The 25,443-nt window shown below is 66.2% G+C and carries 17 protein-coding genes; 9 read left to right on the forward strand and 8 right to left on the reverse strand.

Translation table 11 applies throughout. From position 1 onward, the window contains the following. Position 1 precedes the first annotated feature (1 nt). The 5 genes from OTER_RS25555 to OTER_RS14965 all read right to left on the reverse strand — a co-directional run bounded on the left by OTER_RS25555 (position 2) and on the right by OTER_RS14965 (position 14,318). Positions 2-1,894 carry a CRTAC1 family protein gene (locus OTER_RS25555; RefSeq protein WP_052300394.1) on the reverse strand — a complete coding sequence of 631 codons (1,893 nt, stop codon included), beginning with the start codon at positions 1,892-1,894 and terminating at the stop codon, positions 2-4. After that, positions 1,891-3,942: an HzsA-related protein gene (locus OTER_RS25560; protein WP_012375768.1), complete on the reverse strand. Its 2,052-nt coding sequence runs from the start codon at positions 3,940-3,942 to the stop codon at positions 1,891-1,893. The genes OTER_RS25555 and OTER_RS25560 overlap by 4 nt, the downstream gene beginning before the upstream one ends. 493 nt (positions 3,943-4,435) lie before the next feature. Beyond that, complete coding sequence (locus OTER_RS14955) at positions 4,436-7,948, reverse strand: CRTAC1 family protein (protein WP_012375769.1); 3,513 nt, start codon at positions 7,946-7,948, stop codon at positions 4,436-4,438. Positions 7,949-8,417: 469 nt separating this feature from the next. Further along, positions 8,418-11,732: an FG-GAP repeat domain-containing protein gene (locus OTER_RS14960; protein ID WP_012375770.1), complete on the reverse strand. Its 3,315-nt coding sequence runs from the start codon at positions 11,730-11,732 to the stop codon at positions 8,418-8,420. Between the two features lie 471 nt (positions 11,733-12,203). Next, positions 12,204-14,318 carry a GxGYxYP domain-containing protein gene (locus OTER_RS14965; RefSeq protein WP_012375771.1) on the reverse strand — a complete coding sequence of 705 codons (2,115 nt, stop codon included), beginning with the start codon at positions 14,316-14,318 and terminating at the stop codon, positions 12,204-12,206. A gap of 411 nt (positions 14,319-14,729) precedes the next feature. Here OTER_RS14965 and OTER_RS14970 point away from each other — a divergent pair, with 411 nt between their 5' ends. The 6 genes from OTER_RS14970 (at position 14,730) to OTER_RS14995 (ending at position 21,081) form a co-directional block, all read left to right on the forward strand. Then, the gene (locus OTER_RS14970; protein ID WP_012375772.1) at positions 14,730-16,049 is read left to right on the forward strand and encodes an asparagine synthase-related protein; all 1,320 of its coding nucleotides are present in this window, start codon (positions 14,730-14,732) and stop codon (positions 16,047-16,049) included. Positions 16,050-16,279: 230 nt separating this feature from the next. Then, entirely contained in the window at positions 16,280-17,248 is a 969-nt protein-coding gene (locus tag OTER_RS14975) for an archaeosine biosynthesis radical SAM protein RaSEA (RefSeq protein ID WP_012375773.1), read from the forward strand. A 391-nt stretch (positions 17,249-17,639) separates the two neighbouring features. Then, positions 17,640-17,981: a YciI family protein gene (locus OTER_RS14980; RefSeq protein WP_012375774.1), complete on the forward strand. Its 342-nt coding sequence runs from the start codon at positions 17,640-17,642 to the stop codon at positions 17,979-17,981. 304 nt (positions 17,982-18,285) lie between these two features. Further along, the gene (locus OTER_RS14985) at positions 18,286-20,001 is read left to right on the forward strand and encodes a GH35 family beta-galactosidase (protein WP_012375775.1); all 1,716 of its coding nucleotides are present in this window, start codon (positions 18,286-18,288) and stop codon (positions 19,999-20,001) included. 177 nt (positions 20,002-20,178) lie between these two features. Continuing rightward, positions 20,179-20,589 (forward strand): hypothetical protein, encoded by a 411-nt coding sequence (locus OTER_RS14990; protein ID WP_012375776.1) that lies wholly within the window; start codon positions 20,179-20,181, stop codon positions 20,587-20,589. Positions 20,590-20,802: 213 nt separating this feature from the next. Further along, positions 20,803-21,081 carry an HPr family phosphocarrier protein gene (locus tag OTER_RS14995; RefSeq protein WP_012375777.1) on the forward strand — a complete coding sequence of 93 codons (279 nt, stop codon included), beginning with the start codon at positions 20,803-20,805 and terminating at the stop codon, positions 21,079-21,081. A 159-nt stretch (positions 21,082-21,240) separates the two neighbouring features. Here OTER_RS14995 and OTER_RS15000 read toward each other — a convergent pair whose 3' ends face one another. Continuing rightward, positions 21,241-21,708, reverse strand: coding sequence for a NifB/NifX family molybdenum-iron cluster-binding protein (locus OTER_RS15000; RefSeq protein WP_012375778.1), 468 nt, complete (start codon positions 21,706-21,708; stop codon positions 21,241-21,243). Between the two features lie 265 nt (positions 21,709-21,973). Continuing rightward, the gene (locus tag OTER_RS15005) at positions 21,974-22,858 is read right to left on the reverse strand and encodes an MBL fold metallo-hydrolase (RefSeq protein ID WP_044891792.1); all 885 of its coding nucleotides are present in this window, start codon (positions 22,856-22,858) and stop codon (positions 21,974-21,976) included. Between the two features lie 117 nt (positions 22,859-22,975). Here OTER_RS15005 and OTER_RS15010 point away from each other — a divergent pair, with 117 nt between their 5' ends. Together OTER_RS15010 and OTER_RS26665 are read left to right on the forward strand one after the other, a co-directional pair. Continuing rightward, the gene (locus OTER_RS15010) at positions 22,976-23,728 is read left to right on the forward strand and encodes a PIG-L deacetylase family protein (RefSeq protein WP_012375780.1); all 753 of its coding nucleotides are present in this window, start codon (positions 22,976-22,978) and stop codon (positions 23,726-23,728) included. Positions 23,729-23,839: 111 nt separating this feature from the next. Next, on the forward strand, positions 23,840-24,166 hold the full coding sequence (locus OTER_RS26665; protein WP_148218133.1) for a hypothetical protein: 327 nt from the start codon (positions 23,840-23,842) through the stop codon (positions 24,164-24,166). A gap of 222 nt (positions 24,167-24,388) precedes the next feature. On the opposite strand, the gene OTER_RS15020 is transcribed toward OTER_RS26665, so the two are convergent. After that, positions 24,389-24,784, reverse strand: a complete 396-nt coding sequence (locus OTER_RS15020; protein ID WP_052300396.1) for a response regulator — start codon at positions 24,782-24,784, stop codon at positions 24,389-24,391. A 241-nt stretch (positions 24,785-25,025) separates the two neighbouring features. On the opposite strand from OTER_RS15020, the gene OTER_RS15030 reads away from it, so the two are divergent. Then, complete coding sequence (locus OTER_RS15030) at positions 25,026-25,415, forward strand: hypothetical protein (RefSeq protein WP_044891794.1); 390 nt, start codon at positions 25,026-25,028, stop codon at positions 25,413-25,415. Positions 25,416-25,443 lie beyond the last annotated feature (28 nt).

The following is a 25,443-nucleotide window of genomic DNA, read 5'->3' on the forward strand; positions in this document are numbered from 1 at the left end:
TTTACTTCCGGACGGTTGCTGGTGCCGGAATCGCGGACTCCGGCCGGCTGGGCTCAGCGTGCGCGGCTCCATCGTCGGTACCGTGTTTCACCGTCAGAATCTGGTCGGCCATCACGTCGGTGAGCTTCTGGCGCGTGCCGTCGGGCCAACGAATCTCGACCGAGTCGGCCGCGGTGGCGTCGCCCAGTCCGAAGTTGGGCCGCGGATCGCTGGCGGTGAGGTAGCCATTGGTCGCGAGGACGGGCTGGATCATCGTCAGCCCTCCGGCCTTGACCGTTACCGTGGCATTGAGCGCGATGAGGCCGGTGTCGGCGCGGAGCGGCGCAAGCTTCAGCCAGTGGCGCGCATTGCCGCCATCGTTGCGCAGCACGCGCGGCAAATCGCCGATGACGTTCATCACGATGTCGAGATCGCCGTCGTTGTCGAAGTCGGCAAACGCGGCGCCGCGGCCCACGTATTTGTGATTGAAGAAGTCGCCGGAAACGCGCGCCATGTCGACGAACTTGCTCTGGCCGTCCCAGCGGGCGATGACCGCTTCCTCGACGTAGGTGTGATGCGGGTCGCCGTTGGCGATGAACAGATCGGCGTAGCCGTCGTTGTCGTAGTCGTTGAGCAACCCGCCCCAACCGGTGTATTGGCCACAAAGCACCGCGACCCCGGACTGCGCCGTGACATCGGTGAAAAAGCGCGGCTGTTTCTGCAGCATCAGCGAGCTGTAGCCCATGTCGGGCACGAGGATGTCGAGCCGTCCATCGCGATCGACGTCGGCCACGAAGGGCCCCATCGACGAGACGCCCTGACCGCCTTCGCCGAAGGCGGTGTTGGTCTCCATGCCCTGGTCGGTGAAATGACCGCGTCCGTCGTTGATCCAAAGGTTGTTTGGCATGGCGTCGTTGGTGACGTACAGATCGACGTCGCCATCGCCATCGAGATCGCAGGCCACCGCGCCCATGCCGCGGCCGGTGGGTTCCCACAACCCGGTCGCCTCGGTGACGTCGGTGAAGGTGCCATCGCCGTTGTTCCGATACAGATGATCCGGCAGGCCGGGATAGGAGAGCGGCCCGGGAAAGTTGTCGGCCTTGTAGTAGGCGCCCGTGCGCTGGAAGGCGCCCTTGTCGTAGTCGAGGTAGTGAACGACGAACAGGTCGAGCCGGCCGTCGCCGTCGTAGTCGAACCACGGCGCCGCCAGGCTCCAGCCGGGGCTGAGCACGCCGGCCTTCTCGGTCACGTCCGTGAACGTGCCGTCGCCGTTGTTGTGATAGAGAAGGTTGCTGCCGTAGTTGCAGACGTAGAGGTCGAGGTGACCGTCGTTGTCGTAGTCGGCCGCCGATGCGGCCATGCCGTAACTGTCGACGCGGCCGGCGACGCCGGCGGCCGCGGTGACATCGGTAAAGGTGCCGTCGCCGTTGTTGCGATAAAGCGCGTTGGCGAGCTTGCCCTTCAACGAGCGGCCGCGGTTGTCGCTGACGTCCGGATGCCAACGACCGTTGACGAAGTAGACGTCCATCAGGCCGTCGTTGTTGTAGTCGAAGACGCAGCAGCCGGGCCCGGTGGCCTCGACGATGTTGTTCAACTCGAGGTCGCCGTAGCCGTGTTTGAACGCGATGCCCGCGGATTCAGTGACGTCGGTGAACTGGGGCCAGGGCGCGGATGCGGCGAGGACCAAGGGCGCGGTCAAAATTGCGAAGGCCACCATCGTGGTGAGAGCGAACGTTGGCTTCCCAAGCCTGCGCGCCTGGTCGGTGGTGGCACGGGCGTCCCGCCCGTGCCGGGCCATGGGAATGTTGCCCATGATGGCGGCGCAGAGCGCCGCCCACGGGCGGGACGCCCGTGCCACGAGATGCACCATCCTGAAATCGAGAGGTTCGCCGGTCGTCGTGATCGTCGTATTCATTTTACGTTTCCTCCGTTCGTGCTTTCTGCCACTGCGGTCGTCGCGGGCGCCGCGTCGTACTGTGCGCCGAGGTCGATCCACAGAATCACGGTGCGAAGATCGTCGGCGCTGAGCCGAGCTGCGGATGGCGGAACCTTGGTTCGTGCGGTGGCGTCCCACGGCCGTGACGTATTGCGGCCCGTGAGTTGCCAGATGAGCCGGCTGGTGCGCGCGCGACCGGGTTCGACAAGTGCGTCGGGTCCGTGGGTGATCGTTTCGTAGGCCGCGGCGACACCGGCCGGCGTGTCGAGCGCGAGCGGCAATGGCTGCAGCTGCGCATCGCGGAGAGCGGAGGCGGGCAGCCGCTGGAGAATCGGCGCGACGTCGTGCGCGAAGGTCACGCGACGGCGCTCCGCGACGGGCGGGAGGAGCGGGACCGAGTCGTGGTGCAACGCCAGGACGAACTTGTTTTCGGGCACGCGCTCGGGGTCCTCGTGGCAACCGATGCAGCCGCGCTTCTCCTTCGGCTTCACCCAAAACCACCCGCACGTGCCGAGCGCGAAGCCGTTTTCGTCGACCGTTTGGAGCAGAAGCGGCGTATCGGAAGGTACGAAGAGATTGAACGAGCCGTCGCTTTCGACGGCCGCCTCGCCGATCAGCCGGCGTGGCATGACGGGCGAAGTGGGCGCGGTGGCGGGGTTGGTCGCCTGGAGACGCGGCGCCTGGGGACGCGACGCCCTCGTCGCGTTTGTCGCCTTCGTCGCGTCCATGGGTTTCGATTGACCTTCCTGCACGCCCGCGGGCGAGACGCCCGTGCCCCGTCGAGAGTCTGGCAGGCCTTCGATGATGCGCACGCGCTTCACCTCGCCGGGCTGCAGGTGGCCGGCGCGCGCGGCGTCGGTCGTGTAGCAGTCGAGTCCGTAAAGCGTGCCGTAGTCGGCTTTGCTCACGACGACCGTCGAATGTCCATCCGGCGAAGGTCGCGGTTTTACGAGCACCGCCTGGACCTCGTCGAAGTCCCCCATGTCGAAAACCGACTCGCTGCGGCCCGTCGTTGCGTCGAAGGCGACGATGCCCCACGTGGCCTTCGCCCGGTGTGGCCGCTGCGCGACGAGCACGCGATTGCCGCCGAGCGGCGAGGGGTGCGCATAGACGAAGTCGGCGTCGTTGGTCAGCGATCGATAAGTGAGGTGCGGCCGCCGCTGCTCCACGCATGCGAGCTGACCCGAGCCATCCGCGGTGGGCTGGTCGGATTCGACAAACACGAGCAGTCCGTCCGCCGTCGGACATGGCGTCCGCTGAATCCGCCGTCCGAGTTCGCCGCCGTAGCGCTCCATGTCGGCGCCTTCGATGTGAATGGCATACAGCCCGACCCGGCCCGGCTCGGCGGAAGCGTCGTTCGCGTAGCGTTCGGCGGCGTAAATCACGCGGCCGTCCCACATCTGCACCGGATCGAGATTGTAGTTTGGATTGTAGGTGAGCCGGCGCAGCTCGGTGCCATCGAGCTTCACGTCGTAGAGGTTCGAGACCGACGGCCGGCCCGTTTCGCTGACGGTGCTCTCGCGGGCGACGAACAGGACCGTGGGCCACGGCTGCGGCGACTCGAGCGTGTTCAAAACCGACACATGAATCGGCTGCCGGGCGTCGAGTCCCTCGGGGGAAACCGGGCGGAGATTCGTACCGTCGAGGCCGATCTCCCAAATTCGGAAGGGTTCGCCGCGCGCTTGCTGGCCCGCGAAGATCACGCGCTGGCCGTCGAACGAGAGGTTCGGATCGCACGCCGATGCGAAGCCGGCCGAGAGGACGCGCACATTGCCGTCGGTCGAAACCATCACCAGCCGCGCGCCGTCGAATCGGTCCCCGGGCGCGAGGTCATTTGCGTGTGGGTTGGAGGCCGGCCGTGCGGCATTCGCCGGCACCTGCGTTACGATGATGGGCGTTTCGAGTCGCGCCGCGCCGAATGCCGCTGCGGCGGCGCTCGCGAGCAACGCGACGGCGGCCATGGCGGGCAGTCGGCAGGCGAGGCGTCCGGGAATCGTGCAGCGGGCCACCTGGTTCGTCGGAGTCATAGAGTGGGAAAATGGTTTGGGCGCGCGGCCAAACCCTGCGGCGCGCTCCCGGCGCTAATCGGGCGGAGCAGCGGGCCTAATGGCCGGGATCCGGGGCCGCCCGTCGTCGCGTGCACCGCGAATTTCGACGTGTGCGTCCGATCTGCTGGGCAGAACATTTGGGGTCAACGTGATGCTGACGGCCGAAAATCCGTAGCACCAGTCGCGTGTGGCGAAACGACGCCGGCGCGGGGCGAATGGTGCAGGTGAGACGGTTGCAGGAGGTGGGCGAACTGCGGTTGAGGTCCCCGTGGGATGGCATTTCGCCCGTGTCGGTCGCGTGCGCGGCGTGCGTGCGAAAGGCGGGCCGGAGCGCCGTCCACGCGCGGGACGCCCGTGCCACACGAGCCGGAGTGCGGCCGAGGAAGGGTGCGAATGTAGCCGAGGTCGGTGACCTCGGCGGCCGGGCTCAGCGAGCCCGGCTACAACCATGGAACGAATCGCGAACGGCGCGTCACGGCGCGCGCAGCCGCAGCACGGCCGGCACGTTCACGTCGACTTCCTGGGTTGTCGTCTCACCTGATGGCCAGCGCACGCGCACGCGACGCGGCGGATTTTCTGCGGTGAAACCGAAAAACGACGCGGCCGTCGACTGGCTCGAAAATCCCGAGACGGCGGTGATCTCTCCGCTTTGCGCGAACCCGTCGGCGTGCTCGAGCGTGACCACGGCGCCGACGGCGTGCGGATTGCCAGGCGGACCTTGCAACACTACGCGCAACGAGTGCCGGCTCGCGACGCCGCGATTGCGAAACGCGAGCGTCGTGTCGTTATTGCGCGTCACCAGAAAATCCGGCCAGCCGTCGGCATCGAGATCGAGCACGGCCAGCGCCTTGGCATCGCCGGGCACCACCAGCCCGCTGGCGCTCGGCGGGACCGGTGCAAAGTGCCCCTGGCCGTCGCCGCGGAGGAACTGGCTCAGGCCGCCATCGAACCGGCCGATCGCCGGCGCCGGAGCATAGGAATTTTGCGCCACGTAGAGATCTGCGCGGCCGTCGCCGTCGAAATCCCCCGCGACAAGTCCGTTCGCCGGCGCGATCTGGGCGAGGTTGGGCCAGGGCTCGAACCGATATCGGCCATCCGGCCCGCTCAGCAACACACCGCTGCGCAGCTCCGTCGCCGCGAACCGGGTCGCGCTCGCGAGCCGGTCTTCACCGAGAATTTCCGGCAGCGTCGCGCGCGCATAGTCGTTATTCGCGCGATAACGCCGGAACACCGCGGGAATCGCGGCGCCCAGGTCCGTGCGGCTGCGTCGCGGATACAGGCGGCCGTTCTCGTCGTACGCTTCCACGATCTCCGGTGAACCGCGACCGGCGAAATCGCCGGTAAACAGAAGCGCGGGATGACCGGCATCCGCGCGATACGGCGTGTTCAATCCGAGATTGCCGACCGCGTAGTCGGGCCGGCCGTCGCCGTTGAAATCCGCCGTCGCGATCGCGCGCCACCAGCCGGTGCCCGCGGCGGCGAATCCGAGCTGCTCGGTCCAGTCGGAAAAGGTCCGGCCGGCTTCATTGTGAAAACACTTCACCGCGCCCCATTCGAGCGCGACCAGCAGGTCGGGCCAGCCGTCGGCGTCGACGTCGCTCCAGAGTGCGGCCGTCACCATGCCCACCGCGCGCAGGTTCGGCGCGACGGAGTCGGTCACGTCTTCAAACCGGCTACCGCGGTTGGCGAGCAGTGCGCTCGGCGGCGTCGCCGGGTACAACCCCGGTGAAACACGACCACCGACGAACACATCGAGCCGACCGTCGCGATCGAAGTCGGCGGTGCAAGCCGCGCCGGCGCTGATCGCGAATTCCGGCAATGTGCCCGCGGGCGCGGGCGCAAAGCGGCCATGACCGTCGTTCAGGAAGAGTCGTGACTGATATTCCGGCGCACCCGCGGGCGCGCTCGTGCCGCCGGCGGTGACGAGCAGGTCGTCGTCGCCGTCAGCGTCGGCGTCGAACAGGAGCAGCGGACCGTCGTTGACCGCCGGTGGTTCAGTGAGTGCGGGTGATTCGACACGCGTCCACGTGCCCGACGCGTCAGGCCGCAGAATCTTCAGCGGCTCGCGCGTCGTGCCGCCGAGACACACGCTGTCGCGTCCGCTGCCATCCAGATCGCCCACGGCGAGTGCGGGGCCGCGACGGTTCAGTCCGAACGGCAGCAGCCGCTGGTCGAGGAATTCGTCGTAAGGTTCCTCGGGCGCCGCCCACGAGAGACCGACGGTGGTGCTAATCTCATGAAATTGTGGGATGGGTGTAGCCGGGCTCGATGAGCCCGGTCCATCATTCGTCAGCGAGGTGGCTGGCTGGCCGGGGTCAGCGACCCCGGCTACACCTGCGCCAGGCTCCGTGATCGTCAGCCGCTGGTCTGCGACCACGTTTTCGAACACCTGCACCGCGCCGCTCGGCCAGTGCACCGTCAGCCGGCGTATCGCGGTTTCTTCGCCGAGCCCGAAATGCGCGATGGGCTCGCTGCTCGACATGAACCCGCGCGCCAGCGTGAGCGCCCGGACCTGCACGCCGGCGTCGGTCTCGAGCGTAAGCGTGGCGCCGATTCCGAATCGGTTGCTCCGCGTGCCGCGCAACACGCAGATCACGCGATGACCGTTGTCGCTGTCGTTGCGCAGCAGCGTGGCGCCCGCCTGATAGTTCGCGTAGAAGAGATCGAGATCGCCGTCGCCATCGAGATCGCCGAGCGCCGATCCGAAGCTGACCCCGACGTGATCCAGCCCCCACGCGGCCGAAACGTTTTCGAACCGCAGCTCGCCGAGATTCCGGAAAACGTAGTTCGATTCCGCCAGCACCGGACTGCCGCGCGTGATCTGACCCGCGATCGCGATGCTCGCCGCCGAGCTGCGGCGCGCGATCAGGTCCTGGTTGTGGATCTCCCGATACATGCCGTTCGTCACGTGGAGGTCGACGCGGCCGTCGTTATCCAAATCTTCCCAACGCGGCGACCAGGTCCAGTCGGTGGCGGCGACGCCGGCGAGTTGTGCGGCCTCGAGGCAGCGGCCAGTCCCGGTGTTCAAGGCGAGCGTGCTGAAGGGAAACTGCCGGATTTCCGTCGCGCCATCCTCTGGCACGCGCATCCGGGCGCGCGATTCCGCCATCGTGCGCTGGTCCTTCACGTGATTCGTCGCGGCCATGTCGGTGACCAGCAAGTCGAGCCGGCCGTCGTTGTCCGCGTCGCCGAGATCCGAGCCCATGGAGGAGTAGGGCACGGTCGGCATCACGCGGGTGATCACATCGGTGAACGTGCCGTCGCGGTTGTTGCGAAACAGCGCATCCGGCACGGCAAAATCGTTCGCCACGTAGAGATCGGGCCAGCCGTCGGCGTCGTAGTCCCACCACACGGCCGAGTTGCCGTGCGTGGGGCCGGGGGCGACGCCGGCGTGCGGGGTGACGTCGGTAAAGCCCACGCGTGCGGGATCGCCGTTGTTGTGGAAAAGGTAGTCGCGCTGGCCTTCGGGCTTCGCCACCGCATCGAGCACGTTGGTCTGGATGAACACGTCGAGCCAGCCGTCGCGGTCGTAGTCCGCAAACGTCGCCATCACGGTGGCATCCTTCACGTCGAGTCCATACGCGCGCGCCTGTTCCTTGAAGGTGCCGTCGCCCTGGTTGACGTAGAGCAGGTTGGGCGCGTTGAACCGGCAGACGTAGAGATCCAGCCGGCCGTCGTTGTTCACGTCGGCGAATGTCGCGCCTTGCTTCCAGATCCGCGCGTCGGCGCCGGTGTCCGCGACGCCGGCCTTTTCGGTGACGTCCTCGAATTTCCAGCCGCCGAGATTGCGAAAGAGCCGGCAGCTTTCGGTTTTGCTGACGGCAAACAAGTCGGGTCGACCATCGCCGTCGTAGTCGCCGATCGCGACGCCCGTGCCGATGCCGCCGAGATCGAACTCGCGCGCGCGTCGTCCCCACATCTCGGGATCGTCATATTTGTTCTCCGTGCGCACACCGCTGTCGTCGGGTGCGACCGTGATGAACATCGTCGGACCCCGCGGGCCGGAGCGCGGCGCAAGGGGCTGCGACTCGAGACCGGTGGCGCCGGCACCGCCGTGGGCGATTGAGGTTCCGAGCGCGAGCAGCGTGAAAACCAGCAGGGCTCTCGTTCGTCCAATGCCAGGGTGGAGCCGAGTCCCGGAACGGGACACAGAGAACAGCGAGGTGAGCACAAAGAGCACAGAGCTGACGCCGCGGCCGCGAGCTTCAGAAGGGCGGGTCGTGGAGACGCGACGCCCTCGTCGCGTCTGGTCGTCCATGGCCAAGCACGATCCTTCCTTGTAGCCGGCCTCGTTGAGGCCGGCGCCGGGGTCAACGACCCCGGCTACATCGAACGGTATCGGTTCGGTGGGAGCGACGACGCCCTCGTCGCCGGAAGGACGCGACGAGGGCGTCGCGTCTCCAGTGAAGTCAGAAGACCTGCTCACGTTCGTTCGCGTCCGATGGTGACTAATCTCACGGCACGGGCTGCGGTTTCCCGGCGGGATGGGGAACGATCTCGTCCACCCAGCGAGTGTTGTAGTCCTTGATCCACGCGTCATCGAGGTGCGCGGGCCGCGCTTCCTTCCCGTAGGTTTGGTCGTCCATGCCGCTGTAAGGAAACGGCTCGAGCCGCCACCCTTGCTCGACGTGGAAGTCGGCGTCCTTGTCCCAACCAACCACGTGCAGGAAAAAGTCGCGCGTCATCCCGGGGGCGAGCGGCGGCAGCTGCGCGGCGTCGAACGACAGCGCGAGTTCGTCGCCCGCGGCGAGGAGTGCCAGCCGATCGTCGCGCCGCGCGACAAGTTCGTCCACGGCACCGTAACGCGTGAACCAGCCGCCGGGCGTGCGATCCCACGGCGGCACGCTCGAGACCTCGTCGTAGAGGGGCGTGAGCGGCAGCGACGGCGGCAGATCCGCGAATCGACCGTAGCCGTGCCAGCGCAGGTCGGTGCGCGTTGCGTTGAGGTGCTGCTCGCGGGTGTCGATGGTGCCGGCATCTTCGCAGAGCGAGGCAGCGTCCCAGTAGATTTCATAGGCAGTGGAGAGCCGCAGTCGGCGCGCGCCGGTGGGCAGCTTGCCGGCGAGATCGACCAGAATCGTTTTCGTTTTGCCCGCGGGCGTACCGACGACAACGTCCACCTTCTGCCACGCGCCGTCGGCGAGTTCCACCTCGAGGCCGGGAAACGGAAACGGCAGCGTCGGGTCAATCGAGCCCGAGATGTTCGCCATCCCGCCGCCGAACCGAATCCAGCCGGTGAGCGCCAACACCAGCGGCCGCTCGGCCGCCAACACTCCAAAGTCGAGGGTGACGGCGTACGGCTCCGCGAGTCCGCGGAGTTGCGGCCGGCGCAACTGCACCGGCGAAACCATCACGTGGTCGATTCGTGCCAACGCCGCAGTCACGTCGAGATTGTCGCTGCGCGTCGCCTGGTGCGGAGCCGAGAGCGGACGCAGCACCCGCAATGCGTGCTGCGGGAACGGCGGACCGGGCAGCATCTTGCTGGTTGGGTGCACCACGGTGCCGATCGGATGGTCGACGGCGATCAAGTGCGCCTCGTCGAGATAGAGCGCCTCGCGCAATTCCTCGGTGATTCGGATTTCGTAGGCGCCGTCGCGCGGGACGAAGGCCGTCTCGTTACCGAGCGCGAGCAACTCCTCGGGATCGGCCGCGACGAACCGTTTTTCGCTCATCGGCAAGCCGAGCGGGGCGGCGCCGAGGATATCGGTGACAAATTCGAAACGCGCGCCGCGCCAGACGTAGAGATACGGGCATGAGCCGCTTGGCAGCGTCGGCTCGGCCACGGTGTGAACCTCGCGCGTGATCGGCACGTCGACCTGCGAGGTGGTGAGATCGAACCAGCGGATCTTCAGCGCATCGAGCTGCCGATGCTGACCGACGCCAAGCTCCAATGGATTCTGCCGGACCGTGCGACGCGTGCGCCAGTTGCCGGCGGTGACTTCGACGCGCACGCCGAGCGCGCTCGTGTTCGAGCGCTGACCGGCGAGCCGCAGCTTGAGCTGCAAGTTTTGATTGCCGCCGTCGTTGCGCCAAAAGCGCAGCCCCGCTTCGGATCCGGTCACGAAATCCGTGTCGCCGTCGGTGTCGAAATCCGCGGCGACGATTTCCTCGATCGGCCCGGCGGCGGTGAGTCCCAGCGCGGCGGTGACGTCGCGGAAGCCGGCGTTGCCGGCATTGCGCCAGATCCGAAGGCCCTGCGCGCCGCACGCGATCAAGTCGATCCAGCCATCGTTGTCGTAGTCGACGGGCAGCAGCTGCGCGACCGCGAACCCATTCAGCGGCAGCGTGCGGTTTTGGTGCGGCTCGCGCCCGACGAACTCGATCGCGTCGGCAGTCGCGAGGCATGCTTCGGCGCGGAGGTCGTTGTCGAAATCCGTTGTCGCGATCACCGCGCCGGTCGGCCACGTGCGGGTCAGCTCGGTCGGGGTGAACGCCGCCGCACGCTGCTTGGCAAAAAAAACCGGCGCGCTGCTGGTGCGTGCAACAAACACACCAGGCCGTCCTTCGTTGGCCCAGTCTTCGGTCAGCACGTGCGTGGCGCCCGGAACGTCTGCGGGCAGACCGGAGTCGGACCAGTTCGCGTCGAAGGCCAGGTTGCCGAGGTTGCGCCGGACGCCGAGCCCGGAACCATCCGGCTTCACCACGAGCAGGTCGAGGTTACCGGTGAAATCGAGATCGGCGAGCAGTCCGCCGCGGGCCCGGAGACCTTCGAGTCCGGCGGCGCGCGTCGCGTCACGGACGCGGCCCTGGGCGTAAAACTTGAAGACGCGCGAATCCTGCTCGCCGAGCACGACCACGTCGTCGAGTCCGTCGTTGTCGAGATCGCCGGTGAGCGCGGTGCGATAGCCGCCGTCGGCCGGCACGCGCAGCGGTCGGCCCAGCGGAGCGAACTTGCCGGCGCGGTTGTCGAGCAGAACGAACCCGCTGGTCTGGTCCTGCACGAAAAGGCTCGGCCGGCCATCGTGGCCGTAGTCGACGATCGCCAGTGGTCCGCGATGACTCGCTGCCAGCTCACCGAAGACGGCGACGGTGTCGTCGGCGAAACGCACGGCGATGCCGTCGTGTTCGGGTTGGGCGAGGACGAACGGCGCGAGCGGCTGCGTGTGTTTGCAGCGCTCGAGCGCGGCGACGGTGATGGAGGCTGCCGAGAGTCCCGCGAGGATTTGCTGGTGCTGCTGGAGCTCGCGCGTGGCGTCTTCGGCGCGACCAACGCGACGATAGAGCTGGCTGAGTTGATAATGAGCCGAGGGATGGGCGGGCTCGGCGCGGACGACGCTCTCGAACAGGCTGATCGCATCGGGCAAGTGGCCGAGTTCCCGCTGGGCCATGCCCATCTGAAAATCGAGCGCGGGAATGCCGGGTTCAATCTTCCATGACTGTTGAAACGCCTCGGCAGCGGGCTCGGGCTGGTTCTGGCGGAGCAGGGCGCAGCCGAGCAGGTAGTAGGCGGCAGCGTTGTTGCGATCGAGGTCGAGCACCTGGCGGCAGGCCGCGGCGGCGTCCATGGGTCGCTCCGCGAGCAGGTAGGCGTTGGCGAGGTTGAGCCGGACATCGGTGCTTTGCGGCGAGAGCGGCAGGGCCCGGGTGTAAACATCGATCGCCCCGGCGGCGTCGCCGTTCTCGAGCAGTCCGTTGCCGCGCGTCATTAGCTGCATGAACTCGGCGGACGTCGCGTGGGACGAGCGCGAAGCCGGCGAAAACCACAGGAGGGCCGCGGCAATCACGAGGATCAAAACGGCACCGCTGATCCAGATCAGGCGCTTGGACATGGCGTGTTGCTAACAGCTGAGAGCGGAGAGTCTAGTGAAGAGAGGTGTGGGCGAAGTCGAGAGTTGAGGGTTGAGAGATGAGAGGACGGGATCGAGCGGCGCGCTACTGCGGGAGCGGGGCCACTCGTGGTTGCGCCGCGGGGCGTCCGATCGCGGTGCTCAGCCGCTGGTGCACCGGCCAATTTCGATCTCGGTGGCGAAGCACGGCGGCACGGATTGGAGGCAGGGGCATGCGCGAGCATCCGGCCCGGGGGGAACGGATCGCAGCGGAGCATTGGCGAGAGGGAGCCACCGCACACGAAAAGGGGCCAAGTGTCAGCCCGGCGGGGCGAGCCACGGGGATCTCTCCCGGCACAGCAATGGCCCGGCGACCACAGGCGCGTGGCCGCCCCAAACTGCGCGGCAATGCGCGGCTTGGCGTCGTCCCGCGAGGTTGGGCGGCTTGGTTCGAGGCGCGGACCTGGCCGGATTTTACTCCGGCCGGGTGTAGGTCTCGAACGTCGGCGCGGCGGCGGCCATCTTGAGGAACACGTCGAGCGGCACCACCTCGAACGCGGGCCCGAGTTGATCGAGCACCGACTTCACCCGGCTGATGTCGCTCCACTGCCGCACGTGCATGAGCAGGAAATACGGCCGGTCCCGATTGATCGCGGCGAGTTCGAGCAAGTCGGCGACGACCTCGCGCTCCGCTTTGCCCTCGGCCAGATAGTAATCATAGGACACCAGCGCGCGACCCTCCTTGCGCATGAAGGTGTAGGCCGGGGCATAGCCATTGATGAACCCGATCGCCTCCGGCATTTCCTTCAGGTAAATGTCGATCAGCGACTGCGGCAGGTCGGGATTCCCCTCGACCGACGCGCCCTCGGAATAGTCCATGAATTCGTGGATGTTCAGATCGAGCGTTTTCATTTGCTCGCGCGATTTGGCGATCGCGGCCGGCAGCGCGTCGCGGGGAATCGCCTTGGCGTACATGTAGCCGGGGCCCGAAAGTCCACCGATGAAGAGGTCGTTCGGCGTGGCCTGATCGTAGAACATCTCGAGCACCGAAGGTGACATCCACAGCCAGTTCATCGTCACTTGCCACGCATACGGAATCGTGCCGCGCCCGGGCCGCGTCCACGCGCCGATGCCGAGCGAGTCGGTCTGCACCGCGGCGAGGTAGACTTTCTTTTGGGGCGTGACGGTCGCGTTCGGTTGCACGTTGTGGCGGTTCCGGAAGGTGTAGCCCGGCGTGAGCGGCACCTGGGTGTTGAAGCTCGTGTTGGGCAACGTGTGCAGGCCGTCCACGCGGACGACGTGCGATGACGCCAGCTTCACGTGATCGCGCTCCTTATCCTTGCCGTAGGAGTGCCAGCCGAAGCACATCGCCATCCGGTTCATCTCGGAGAGGAGCTTGTCCGCGAGCTGGTACTCTTCGGCCCATTTGGGGTTGTTCGCGTCGGTCGAGAGATCGGTGAAGAAGCAGCGGTGGTACATCCCGAAATCGGCCACGCCCGGTCGCATCCGCCGGCCGCCATCGCCGCCCATCCAGCAGATGTAGTCCTTGCTGCAGCGCTTCCAGTACTGGTCGTAGGCCCACTGGTAGATTTGCACATCGCTCTGGCCGGTGAACTGCCCGCGGAAATCCGCGACCGGCTTGAGCCCGAGCTCCTGCATCAGCGGAATCAGTTCCTCCGACACCACGATCGCGTCCTCGAGCCCCGCGACCGTGAACGAAACGATCAACGAGGTGCGCACGGCTTTGTCCCATACCACATAGCTGTGCACCTGGTCCTTGAAAGTGGTCAGCGCCTGACGCAGCGAGGTGAGCTGCTTGAACGAGAACTGTTTTTTCTGCTGGTAGAATTCCTTGATCTGACCGGTGAAACGATAGTCCCACTCCGGACCGTAGACGAAGTAGAGCAGCGGCCCGTGGCGGTTGACGACGCCCTGGAGTGTGATCAACGCGGCTTGCGTGGGCAGGTCGCCGTCAATGTCCCAGTTGTCGGTCATCTTCATGGAATAGGCGTCACGGTAGCCGGCGCGCTTGAAGCGATACACGAGCGGGTCGTCGGCGGGGCGGGTGGGGCGTTGCACCAGCCAGGTGAGCACCGTGCCGTCGGTGTTCAGCGACAGTGACGCGCTGCCATCCAAGACGCGCCGGCCTTGCTGGGCGTGGATCGGTAGCTTGTCCTGCAGGAGGAGTTCCGCGAAGGGAGCGCCCTTCCAGTGTGCGACGATCTCGCGCGTGGCGCCGACGTCGCGCCGCACACCCATGAAAACATTCCCGCCAAAAAACTTGTGGGTGACCGGCACCGAGTTGACCGCGCCGCCCAGCCGTAGATCGAGCGGCTCGTCCACCGAGCGCTGCGCGCCCCAATGCACGATCAGGTGCACGCGGTCCGGCGAGACGGACTTGAAGTCGAGCGACACAGTGTCGAACACGTCGACCGTGCTGCTTTGCTCCGGGATCATCACCCAGCTGCCTTCCCAGCTTGGGGCGGTGAATTCCGCGCGAGCCGCGGCGGCGGTGAAGAGCAGGCTCCAGCCGATCAGGCAGAGCGATCCGGGGAAACGAAAGCGGCGAACGAGTGAGAACAGGGACATGAGGGGGACTGGGTTGGCGTTGGCTTCATCCACGATGAAGACGACATTAGACTTGGCCTCACCCCAGCAGCAGTTTCGGCGATCGGGCAACCCTCATCGGCCGCGGGGAAATTTCATTAGCTTTCATTAATACGATCAGGAGCTGGGCGGCGCGGAGTAGCACGGGCATCCTGCCCGGAAGAAGGCTCGGGCTTGTTGCTGGTCTGCTGCTCGCCGACGACTGCTGTTCACGGCGCCGCCGGCGCGCTGGCGAGCCGAAGCGCCCTCCACGGGCGGACGCTCCGTGCCACATCGACGCGCGCGTTTCGCGTTGCTTCCCGCCCGGCGAACGGTTGGCGTGCGGACCCAATTCGCGCCGGCGCCGGCTATCCGGCGCTCAGCTCGGATCCTCCGCTTTCCACTCCTCACCCCATGGACGACTATATCGAACGGCTCGTGGATCTCATCGATCCTGCCTCACATCGCCTGCACAATATGACCATCGAAGCGGCGCGCGAGCGGATCCTCAACGGCTCGCCCGAGTCGGTGCGCGAAATCGACGGTTCGTTCGCGATCGTCGCGCGCGAGGGCAAGCGCGTGCGGATGGCGCGCTCGCTCGACCGGCCGATGCGCTACTTCCTCGCCAAACGCCGCGAGGGTCCGGCGCTGATCGTCGCCGATCGGATCGACGCGATCCACGAGCAGTTGAAACGCGAAGGACTCGACCGGCAATTTCACCCGAGCTACACGCGAATGGTCCCGGCGCACTACGTGATCGAGCTGCAGCTCATCGGCTGCCCGGATCCCGATCCCACCTACACGCGGTATTTCACGCCGGAGCGCAACGCGCTGCCGGCCGACCTCGACGCGATTGGCCGGGCCTACATCGGCGCGCTGGCCGACGAGGTTGCGAAATGGCTCCGCAGCATGCCCGAGCACGAGCCGATTGGCGTGTGCTTCTCGGGCGGCGTCGATAGCGGCGCCGTGTTCGTGACCGTCTACGAAGTGATGCGGAAGCTCGGGATGAATCCCGCGCGACTGAAGGCATTCACGCTCGACTTCGGCGACGGGCCGGATGTCCGGCAGGCGCGGGAGTTTTTGGAGCGACTCGGGCTCGGACTGTTCCTGGAGACGATTGAGGCGGATCCGGCTTCGCTGAACGTCGCGGACACGCTGCGGGTCCTGGAGGATTACAAGCCGCTCGATGTCGAATGCGCTTCGATGGTGCTGGCGTTGTGCCGCGGCATCCGCGCGCGTTATCCGGAGTGGCGGCTGCTCGTCGATGGCGACGGTGGCGACGAGAATCTGAAGGACTATCCGATCGAGGAGAATCCGGAGCTCACGATCCGCAGTGTCGTCAACAATCTCATGCTCTACCACGAAGGCTGGGGCGTCGGTCGGATCAAACACTCGCTGACTTACAGCGGCGGGCTGAGCCGCAGCTACGCGCGGACCTATGCGCCGGCGCGGCAGTGCGGGTTCGAAGACTTCAGTCCGTTTACGAGGCCGGCCGTGATCGCGGTGGCCGAAGGCATTCCCTTCGCCACGCTGAGCGAGATGTCGGTGGACCGACTCTACTCGTTGAAAGGCGAGGTCGCGCGGCGCGGGATCAAGGTACATTTCGGCATCGACCTGCCGGTGTTCGAAAAGCGGCGGTTCCAGCACGGCGCGATTCCGGTGCAGCAGCTGCGCGAGCGGCTCAACACTCGCGAAGCCGATTACCGGCGACAGTATCACGCGCTGTACCAATAGCACGGCGGCCGGAGGCCTTGTTCACCACGGATTTCACGGATGACCACGGATTCGGTGGCCCCTGTCCGCACCCATCGGTGCAATCTGTGTTTCGTTCCGGTGCGATGATCGTGCACGCGCAACTTGCATCGTCCCGCCAGCGGTCGGCTGGAGCCGCGGCGCCCTCGTCGCGGTCTTTGACTGAGACGCGACGAGGGCGTCGCGTCCCCATCAAACCACCGGGCTAAAGCATGGCATCCGTTGTTCCCTCGGAAGATCGCACCGCCTGGATTCTCGCGCAGCGACCGGCGCGAACGCGGACGCCGGATCCGAACGCGCCGCACGGAGTTTTTCTGGAGCGCGAGCGGCTCGCGTCCGGTGAGGTCGTCGATACCGGCGTCGTGCTGCTGACGAACCGCGAGTGTCCGTGGAAGTGCCTGATGTGCGATCTGTGGAAGGACACCACGCGCGAGACCGTGCCGGCGGGCGCGATCCCGCGGCAGCTCGACGCGGCGCTGCAGACGTGGACCCAAGCGGGAAAACGACCCGCACAGGTGAAACTCTACAACAGCGGCAGCTTCTTCGACGTGGCCGCGATTCCGCCGATCGACTACGCGCCGGTGGCGCGCCGGCTCGCGTTTGCGCGGCACGTGGTGGTGGAGTCGCATCCGCTGCTGATCGGCGATCGCGCGGTGCTTTTCCGGGATTTGCTGGACGGCTCGCTCGAGGTGGCGATGGGACTCGAAACGGCGCATCCGGAGGTGCTGGGAAAGCTGAACAAGAAATTCGACCTGGCGCAGTTCGCGCGGGCGGCGGAGTTTCTGGCGAACCATCAGATCGCGCTGCGCGTTTTCCTGCTCGTGAATCCGCCGTTCCTGAGCGGCGCCGAGGCGGCAGAGTGGGTGGTGAAATCGGCGGAGTTTGCGTTCGGGTGTGGCGCGAGCGCGGTGACGCTGATCCCGACCCGCGACGGCAACGGCGCGATCGAGCGGTTGCGCGAGTCGGGCGAGTTCGTGCCGCCCACACTCGCCGAGTTGGAGTCGGCCCATCGTGCGGCGCTGGCGATCGGGCGCGGCCGCGTGTTCGTCGACACGTGGGCGCTGGAGCCGTTCTCCACGTGTCCGCACTGCTTCGCCGCCCGCTGCGGCCGACTGGAACGGCTGAACCTCACGCAATCCGACGAGCCGGCGGTGAGCTGCGATTGCTGCGGCGCGAGTTGAATTGCCGTGAGCGCGGCGGGACCTCGGATCCGACAGCCAGAGTCGCCGACCACGCTGCGACGGCGTCTCTTCCGCATCAACAAGGACGCTGCACTCATCGGGGCCCTCCCATCGTTGACACGAACCGGTCGACTCCGCCGGATCAGCCAGTTACGAAGTCTTTTGTTTCAACGATTGGTTCAACACTGCTGTTTGGCAAAAAGATGAGACCCGTTGTATTGATCGTGCTCTTGGCCTCACTGATCGGTTGTGCGAATCCACCATCAAGAGACTTCAGCGGACCATATTGGGGCTAGGGACGCACGAGCCGTGCCGCCGCCTCCAGTGGCCCGGCGTTAACATTCGGCAAAAAACTTCGCGTGCGACTGTCCTCAGATCCAAACAAAGAGCCATGGCCAAGTATCTCATTTCCTTTCCTAGCGCAGCGATGGTCGTTCCCGACGGCGAACGGGAGGCGGTGGGCCGCGATGCTCGTGCCGTGATCGATGAGGCGAAAGCTGCCGGCGTTTATGTCTTCGCCGGCGGAATCGATGAAGCCGTGCTGTCCGCACGTGTTGCGGCTGACGGCACCGTGACCGAAGGTGGCTACCCGTGGGCGCCGCCACTCAACGGCGGCTTCACCGTGCTCGAACTGCCCTCGCGCGCTGCAGCTGTCGTGTGGGCCGCACGCCTCGCGAAGGCCTGCCGCTGCAGTCAGGAGCTACGCGTCTTCGGGTTTGATCCCACTTCCTAGTCGGCGCTGAAAGTGCGATCTCTAGCTGCCCCGCGAAAGCTGAACCACCACCGCGCAACGTGGGCAGCCGTTCGACGTCGGGCGATTCTCCCGGAGCCGGTTTAGGGTTTGGTCGAGCGCGAAAGGGGAGTGCTTAGGCGACCGGATGGAACGGCACTGGGACGGTCGCGCCCCGGATTCAATTATCTGAGCGGAAAGGAGCGTGACCGCCGGCGGGGACGGGGCTGAGATCCTTTAACCCAAGCTGCCGTCCGGTCTGTCTGCGGATTCGAACAGCCGCGGTGGCTTGGCAACCCTGCCGCCGATGACTCTGTCCAAACTCCCGATTCCCGTCACGCCCAGCGGTTCATTTGCGCCGGGCCGCGCGCGATGCCGTTGGCTCCCACGTTGGGGTGCGTTCAAAGGGATCGCACTCGCCGGACTCGTGCTCGCGAGTGTCGGCGTGGTCGCCGCGGCGCAGAACGTGATTCCGCGTCTGGAAAAACGCGGCGAGGTTACGCAGCTCGTCGTGGACGGCGCGCCGTTCCTGATCCTTGGCGGCGAGCTGCTCAACAACTCGGCCACGAGTCTCGATTACCTCGCGCCGATCTGGCCCCGGCTGCGGGAAACGCATCTCAACACCGCGCTCGTGGCGGTCTCGTGGGCTCAGCTTGAGCCGCAGGAGGGCACGTTTGATTTTTCCCTGGTCGATGGCGTGATCCAGCAGGCCCGGGCGCACGACATGCGGCTCGTTCTGCTCTGGTTCGGCAGCTGGAAAAATACGTGGTCCAGCTACGCGCCCGACTGGGTGAAGCGGGATTTCGAACGCTTTCCACGCGTCCAGCTGCGCAATGGCTCCGGCACCGAGCGGCTCACGCCGCTCAGCGAAGCCAGCCAACAGGCCGACGCGCGCGCGTTCGCGGCGTTCATGCGTCGCGTGAAGCAGCTCGATGCCGAACGGCACACGGTGCTGATGGTACAGGTGGAAAACGAAGTCGGCGTGATTCCCGATGCCCGCGACCATTCTCCGGTGGCCAATACCGCTTATGCTGCGGCGGTGCCGGACGCGTTGATGAGCTATCTGGCCGGCCATCGTGAGACGCTCGCCCCGGAGCTGCGGGCCAAGTGGCTGGCGGCGGGTTTCAAAACGAGCGGCAGTTGGGAGGAGGTGTTCGGACCGGGTTTGGAAACCGAGGATCTTTTCATGGCGTGGCACTACGCCCGCTACATCGGCAAAGTGGCGGAAGCCGGCAAAGCCGAGTATCCGCTGCCGATGTTCACCAACGCCGCACTGATTCGGCCCAGCTACGCGCCGGGCCAATACAACAGCGGCGGGCCGCTGCCGCATTCGCTCGACCTCTGGCGGGCGGGCGGGCCGCAGCTGGATTTCCTGGCGCCGGACATCTACTTCGAATTCAAAACGTGGGCCGACAAATTCAGTCGCAGCGGCAATCCGCTGTTCATCCCAGAAACGCATGGCGGGGCCGTCGGCGCGGCGAATGTCTTTTATGCGATCGGCGCGTGCGCGGCGATCGGGTTTTGTCCCTTTGGCATTGATCGCGGGCCTGGGCCGGATCTCGAGCTAGCCAAAAGCTACAGCGTGATCGCGCAACTCGCGCCGCTGATTTTGGCGCATCAGCCCGAGGGCCGGGTCGCCGGTGTCGTGCTCGGCGAGCTCACGCCGTCGCAACAAATTCAGCTCGGCGACTACACGCTCGCCGTCGGCCGGAGCAATCCGCGTGCGGTGCCGGCGGGAACGCCACCGCCGGACGCAGATCCGGTGGATCCGCGGGGCCTGTTCATCGCGACAGGTCTGGACGAATTCTACCTCGCGGGCGGCGGGCTCACGATCACCTTTATGCCGAAGAAGCCCGGTCCGCCGCTTGTGGGCCTCGCCACGGTCGAAGAGGGGAAGTTTGTCGACGGCCGGTGGGTGCCGGGTCGGCGGCTCGCAGGGGATGATACAGGCCAAGGGAACAGCATCTCGCTGCGTGGCCTCGATCGCGGTATTCAGCGCGTCACCGTCTACCGCTATCGCTAAACACGACGAAACACCGGTGCCGGGGCTCACCGAGCCCGGCTACAACGATCGGAGACCATGCGACAGTGCTGCGACGGGCGCTGCAATACACCCTTGAATCGGCTCGACCCAACCCGGCGGAAGGCAGTGGCTGGTCCTGCAGTTTTCAATTCAGCCGTCCAACCAGCAGGAGACGTCATGCCGCTCGACATCAAACGCGTTGAATCCTTCCAGTTCACGGTGGCGAATCAGGTCCGCGACGGAGCCCGGTTGCTCTCGCAGTTCGCCGCCGCAGGCGTCGACTTGCACGCGTTCAAGGCCGTGCCGGCGGCGGCCGGCGCGCGGTTCACGCTGCTCGCGGCCGACAGCCCGACGCTCGCGGCTGCGGCGCGAGCGGCGGGAGTGACATTGGACGGACCGCGTCCGGCGGTGTTGATCAAAGGCGGAGAGGAACCGGGCGCGCTGTCAGGCATTTATCGAAAACTGGCCGCGGCGGAGATTGATGTTCCGGAGGCGAGTGGAATCGCCGGCGTGAACGGCGGCTATGGCGTGGTGCTTTACCTCAAGCCGGAGAACTGCGCCCGCGCCATCGCGGCATTGAGCCAATGACCGTCTCACCCGATGGAGCCATACCAATAGACGTGACGCCGCACGGGTAGGGCGGGTCCGATGGAACGACCGGAGGTGCTCCCGGCGCGAGCGGAGTCCGCGCCCAATCTGACCGCTGCAGCTTCTTTCCGTCGTCCTCAATAATTCATCGTTTGCCGCGTTGATGACAGCCGAGAGTGAAACAACGGTCACGGCTGCGAGTCGCATGCTCGCATGAAATCGACCCGGGTCGTCGTGCTTTGGCGCGGAGGGCTGCATCTTCGGCCCGCCACCACGCTCGTCCGCACCGCGAAGCGCTACAGCTCTTTGGTGTGGCTGCGTTGTGGCGGACGGATCGCGGATTTGCGCAGCATTCTGAGCGTGCTCGCGTTGTGCGCGTCGATGGGATCGGTCGTGGAGATCGACGTGGACGGCCCGGACGAGGGAGACGCCCTCCAGGCGATCGAGGCTGTCTTCGCGAGCAACGCCGACCGGCAGAGTCAATCGGACTAGCCCGGATATTTCATGAAATATCCGCCCTCCGGGCCGAGCTGTCGGGGCTAGCCGCGACAAAGTCGCTCCGCCGCAAGCGGACGGAAATTTCGGACTGAGCATCACTCCTGTTCATAAATTTCCGGGCTAGCTGCGAGCATTGCGTCCGACGCGACGCAGTCAGCTGCGACAGTCCACCACATCGTTCTGCGCGCGGACCAGACCGCGCAGACAGCAACACGCGCCGGCGCAAGTGTTGTCGCGGGGGGTAGGCGCGGACCAGGTGGGCGCGGCGGCGGCAAACTGCCCAGCTTCGCACCCGTTGGCGCCCGGCCTCAGCGTGCCGGTGAGCCAAGCCTGGACCAGCGTGAGCGGAACTTCGGGCCGAACACCCGCGACGACCTTGAGGCCGCCGGCGGCCAGTCGTTGGAGCGCCCCCTCGGAAATGGCGCCGGCGAGGAACACCGTCACGCCCCGGGCCCCGAGCCAGTTTCCCCAACCGCACGGCAGCCGGACGGGTGGCTTGGTCACGTCGAACCGCACGATCCGGCGCCCGGCGGTATCGAGGGTGAACAAGCCGACCTTCGCCGCCGCACCGAAGTGCACGGAGAACTCGTTGGCTGCAGTGAGTGGAACAGCAATCGTCACGAAGAAGAAAAGAGTCGGTTAACCGGCGCAGGATCGTCTGGGCGGCTGCGAGCAGAGTCTAGGGGCGCCATCACGCCGGGCACAAGGCCCTTCGACGGGTTCGTTGCCACACGTCTGAAAGGGCAGCAGATGGACGAACATCCTGACGAAGCCGGCGACGACTGGATCGCGATGCCAGCGAGCGAGTTGGCCGCTGCATCGCGGTACCGCACCGCTGGAATGACGGATGTTGGCCGGGCTCCTGATGTCCGGGCACCGGGCGCAGCTATTGCCTGGCCTGAAGGTTCTGCGGATCGAAGACGACGGACGAACGCTCGAACTTCGCGACGCGGCCCGAGGCGAAAGCGTGCGGATAAGCCTCGTCGGCGATCGTGCCTGCAAGGATGCCTTTCACGCAGGTGATCTTCTCTGCGAGCACGCCCCGGTCGAACGGCTCGTTGTGGCCGGGCATGATCGTGGTGAACTCATCGGCGCGCGCGGCGATTTTCTCCAAACTCGCCAGGTAAGCTTCGAGCGGCAGACAATTGCGGAGCTGTAGCCAGACGAGCCGGTTGATGTGGTCACCAGCAAAGAGCAGTTTCTGCGCGCGATCGAGCAGCACGATTTCCCCCGGGGTGTGTCCGGGCGTGGTGATGACTTCGAGCTGACGCCCGCCGAGGTCGATGATCTCGCCGTCCTTGACGGGCTTCAATGCGAGCGGCCTGGCGTTGGCGCCATAATCGAACCGCTCCGCGGCCGGCAGCTTGGGATCCGGTTTGCTCTCACGTCGAACCGAGTCGGCCGTGCGCTCGATGCCGGCGAAGTCCGCGGGATCCGCCAGCACCGTGCCGAACTGCAGGTCGGCGCCGCTATGGTCGAGATGCCCGTGCGTGTTGATCACCGTCAGCGGCAGCGACGTGAGCGACTGCACATACTGGCGAAGATTCGCCTGGCCGTAGCCGGTGTCGATCAGCAGCGCGCGATCGCGACCGATCACGAGGTAAACGTTTACCGTGCCATGGTCGACGATCCGCCACGTAGCGGGCGCGACCTCGCTGGCGGTGAACCACTCGGATTTCATCGGGGCCACACCGTCGGTCGGCGTCGCCGCAAAGGCACTGGCCGGGCCGGCCATCAGCCCGAGCGCGAAGAAACAGCAAAGAATGCGCATTCGAAAATCCATGACCGCTGAGGGGCGGGCCGTCAAACCTGCGGACACCGGTGTCTGGCCTGCGATGCGGGCGGAATCGGACGTGACGCGACCGACGCTGGCTGCCAAGGTGGGGGTATGAGCACGACGACGCGGCGGGAGTTTCTGCGAGCGGGCGCGGTTTCGCTGGCGACGGTGCCGCTGAGTGCATTGGCGAAAAATCCGGCACCGACGGCGCAGCCGTTGCGGATCGTGGCGGTCGGCGCGCATCCGGATGATCCGGAGAGCGGCTGCGGCGGCACGTTAAAGAAATTCAGCGCGGCGGGGCACAACGTGACGGTGCTGTACCTGACCCGGGGCGAAGCCGGGATCGCGGGCCAAACCGCGGCGCAGGCGGCAGCGACACGCACGGCCGAAGCGGAAAGCGCCTGCGGATTGCTCGGGGCGCACGCGAGATTTTTTGGCCAGATCGATGGTGTGACCGTGTTCGATCAAGCGGCGGTCGCGCGGATGACGCAGGCGCTCACCGACCTGCAACCTGATTTGGTGCTGGCGCACTGGCCCATCGACTCGCACCCCGATCACCAGGTCGCGGCTACGCTCGTGATCCAGGCGCGATTGCGGGCGGCGCCGCCGTTCGAGTTGTTCTTCTTTGAAGTCTGCGCGGGCCAACAAACGATGACCTTCCGACCCACCGACTACGTGGACATCACCGACATGCAGGAGGTGAAACGCGCCGCGGTGTTCTGCCATGCGAGCCAGAATCCGGCCGAGATTTATGCGGAAGGTGGCCACACGCTCATGGAGCAGTTCCGCGGCGCGGAGTGCGGGGTGCGGGCGGCGGAGGCGTTCGTGCGGTTCACGGCGCGCGGGACGACAGGCTTGGTGTGAGTGTTCTTCAGGTCGGCTTCACCGGCGAGGGCAACAAACGCGCCGGCGTGGCCAAGATCTGCACGAGGGGCGTCGAGCGGCGCAGGTGTAGTGTGATTGAAAGGTAATCCTATGAAAACATCCTCACATTACTCTCGTCCGGCCGCGCTTCTTGTTGCTTTCGCACTCGCCTCCAGTGCCACGGCTTCGGTCCTGGCCACGGCAGCTGAGAGCAGATCTGAGTCGATCTGCTCCGACAGTCGTACGGTGACCAAGGTCGAGCAGCGGCCGAGCCTGCCCAACGGCAAAGGCACGCCCAACATCGTGAAGGTGACGAAACGCGTCTGCACCTCCTGTGCCGCACCGGCAACCGCGGCGAAGTCTTCGCTGCCCAACGGCCGCGGCGCGCTCGTCGCGACCGTCTCGCCGGGGCAGCACGAATGCGGTGATTGCAGGTAAGGCACGGCACGTCAGCTGACGGCAAGGGAATCGTGACGGAATTCCCGTGCGGTGTCGGATTGCCGCGGCGAGGTGGCCGAGCAATTCGTCCGGCTCTGATCGCGGCGGCAGCGAAAGAGGGTCGGCTTGCCGTGAAGTTCGTAGCGAAGCGCGGGACGCGATCTTCGGGGTCCGACTCCTGAAACCATCCGGGGTGACGGCGCCCCACGGAGGAGGCTCGGGTTAACCGACCGGCTCGAGCAGTTGCCCGCCGCCAGCCACGGTGCGAATCGTCGGGACCAATTCGCGGAAGCATTCGTCTTTGCGCAGGAACGCCGCCGCCCCACAGGAGGCCGCGACGTGGGCCACTGCCTCGCTCTCGTGGGCCGTAACCATCACGACCTTCACCGACGGCAGCCCGGCCCCGATCAGGCGCGTCGCCGCGGCCCCATCCAGGCACGGCATTTCCAGGTCCATCACGACCACGTCGGGTCGGGTCTCCTCGGCCAGTTCGGTAGCCATGACGCCGTTGTCGGCTTCTGCGACGATGGCCAAGTCTTCCGAGAGTTCGAGCAGCGCTTTGATTCCCGCCCGCATCACCTCGTGGTCGTCGACGACCATCACGCGAATTGTCTTCATCAATTAAGATGCCTCGACCGCGCCACGCCGCTATCGGGCGGGTTCCGCACCGGCTGCGCGGGGAATCGCTCCCGGAACGGCGGGCCGTTCAGCGTCGGCGGGCCCGGCGGTGGATTCCCGGTGGAACACGACGCGGCGGACGAGCAGGACGGTACACGGGCCCGGCGCGGCGACCCGATGGGCCGACCCTGGCGCGAGATTGACAACTTCCACCACTGCGACGAATTGGTGCGCGCCGAACATGTCTCGACGCCTGCATCGCCTGATCGCGCTGTGCCTGGTCCTCGTATGGGGACCGGCCACGATGTGCTGCGCGATGGAGGCCGCCGGATGGTCGGCCTTTTGTTCGGACGCGGACTGTCATTCCGACGATGTCGACCGAGCGCCGGCGGATGGCTGCAACGAAGTGGAAGCGGGCAACTACCAGAACGTTTTGCCGACGATCAAGCCCGCCCCGGCCACGCTGGTGGTGTGCGACTGTTTCCTCGGCGGGAGCGATCTGGATTCGCCCCCTGATGACGGCGTCGTGTGCACCGGGACCTTCGACCGACCGCGAGACTGGCTGGTGAGCTGGCAGTTTGTGCGCCGGGCGGCTGCGCCCGCGCATGCTCCGGATTCGTTGAACGCCTGAGCGGTCCCTGCGCGGACCGCAGAGTGGG

Source organism: Opitutus terrae PB90-1, assembly GCF_000019965.1.
Lineage (GTDB): Bacteria > Verrucomicrobiota > Verrucomicrobiia > Opitutales > Opitutaceae > Opitutus > Opitutus terrae.

Bases quoted from the DNA above. Each gene is read 5' to 3' on its own strand.
- OTER_RS25555 (WP_052300394.1), bottom strand. From the start codon at position 1,894: ATGAATACGACGATCACGACGACCGGCGAACCTCTCGATTTCAGGATG.
- OTER_RS25560 (WP_012375768.1), bottom strand. From the start codon at position 3,942: ATGACTCCGACGAACCAGGTGGCCCGCTGCACGATTCCCGGACGCCTC.
- OTER_RS14955 (WP_012375769.1), bottom strand. From the start codon at position 7,948: ATGTTCATCACGGTCGCACCCGACGACAGCGGTGTGCGCACGGAGAAC.
- OTER_RS14960 (WP_012375770.1), bottom strand. From the start codon at position 11,732: ATGTCCAAGCGCCTGATCTGGATCAGCGGTGCCGTTTTGATCCTCGTG.
- OTER_RS14965 (WP_012375771.1), bottom strand. From the start codon at position 14,318: ATGTCCCTGTTCTCACTCGTTCGCCGCTTTCGTTTCCCCGGATCGCTC.
- OTER_RS14970 (WP_012375772.1), top strand. From the start codon at position 14,730: ATGGACGACTATATCGAACGGCTCGTGGATCTCATCGATCCTGCCTCA.
- OTER_RS14975 (WP_012375773.1), top strand. From the start codon at position 16,280: ATGGCATCCGTTGTTCCCTCGGAAGATCGCACCGCCTGGATTCTCGCG.
- OTER_RS14980 (WP_012375774.1), top strand. From the start codon at position 17,640: ATGGCCAAGTATCTCATTTCCTTTCCTAGCGCAGCGATGGTCGTTCCC.
- OTER_RS14985 (WP_012375775.1), top strand. From the start codon at position 18,286: ATGACTCTGTCCAAACTCCCGATTCCCGTCACGCCCAGCGGTTCATTT.
- OTER_RS14990 (WP_012375776.1), top strand. From the start codon at position 20,179: ATGCCGCTCGACATCAAACGCGTTGAATCCTTCCAGTTCACGGTGGCG.
- OTER_RS14995 (WP_012375777.1), top strand. From the start codon at position 20,803: ATGAAATCGACCCGGGTCGTCGTGCTTTGGCGCGGAGGGCTGCATCTT.
- OTER_RS15005 (WP_044891792.1), bottom strand. From the start codon at position 22,858: ATGCGCATTCTTTGCTGTTTCTTCGCGCTCGGGCTGATGGCCGGCCCG.
- OTER_RS15010 (WP_012375780.1), top strand. From the start codon at position 22,976: ATGAGCACGACGACGCGGCGGGAGTTTCTGCGAGCGGGCGCGGTTTCG.
- OTER_RS26665 (WP_148218133.1), top strand. From the start codon at position 23,840: ATGAAAACATCCTCACATTACTCTCGTCCGGCCGCGCTTCTTGTTGCT.
- OTER_RS15020 (WP_052300396.1), bottom strand. From the start codon at position 24,784: ATGAAGACAATTCGCGTGATGGTCGTCGACGACCACGAGGTGATGCGG.
- OTER_RS15030 (WP_044891794.1), top strand. From the start codon at position 25,026: ATGTCTCGACGCCTGCATCGCCTGATCGCGCTGTGCCTGGTCCTCGTA.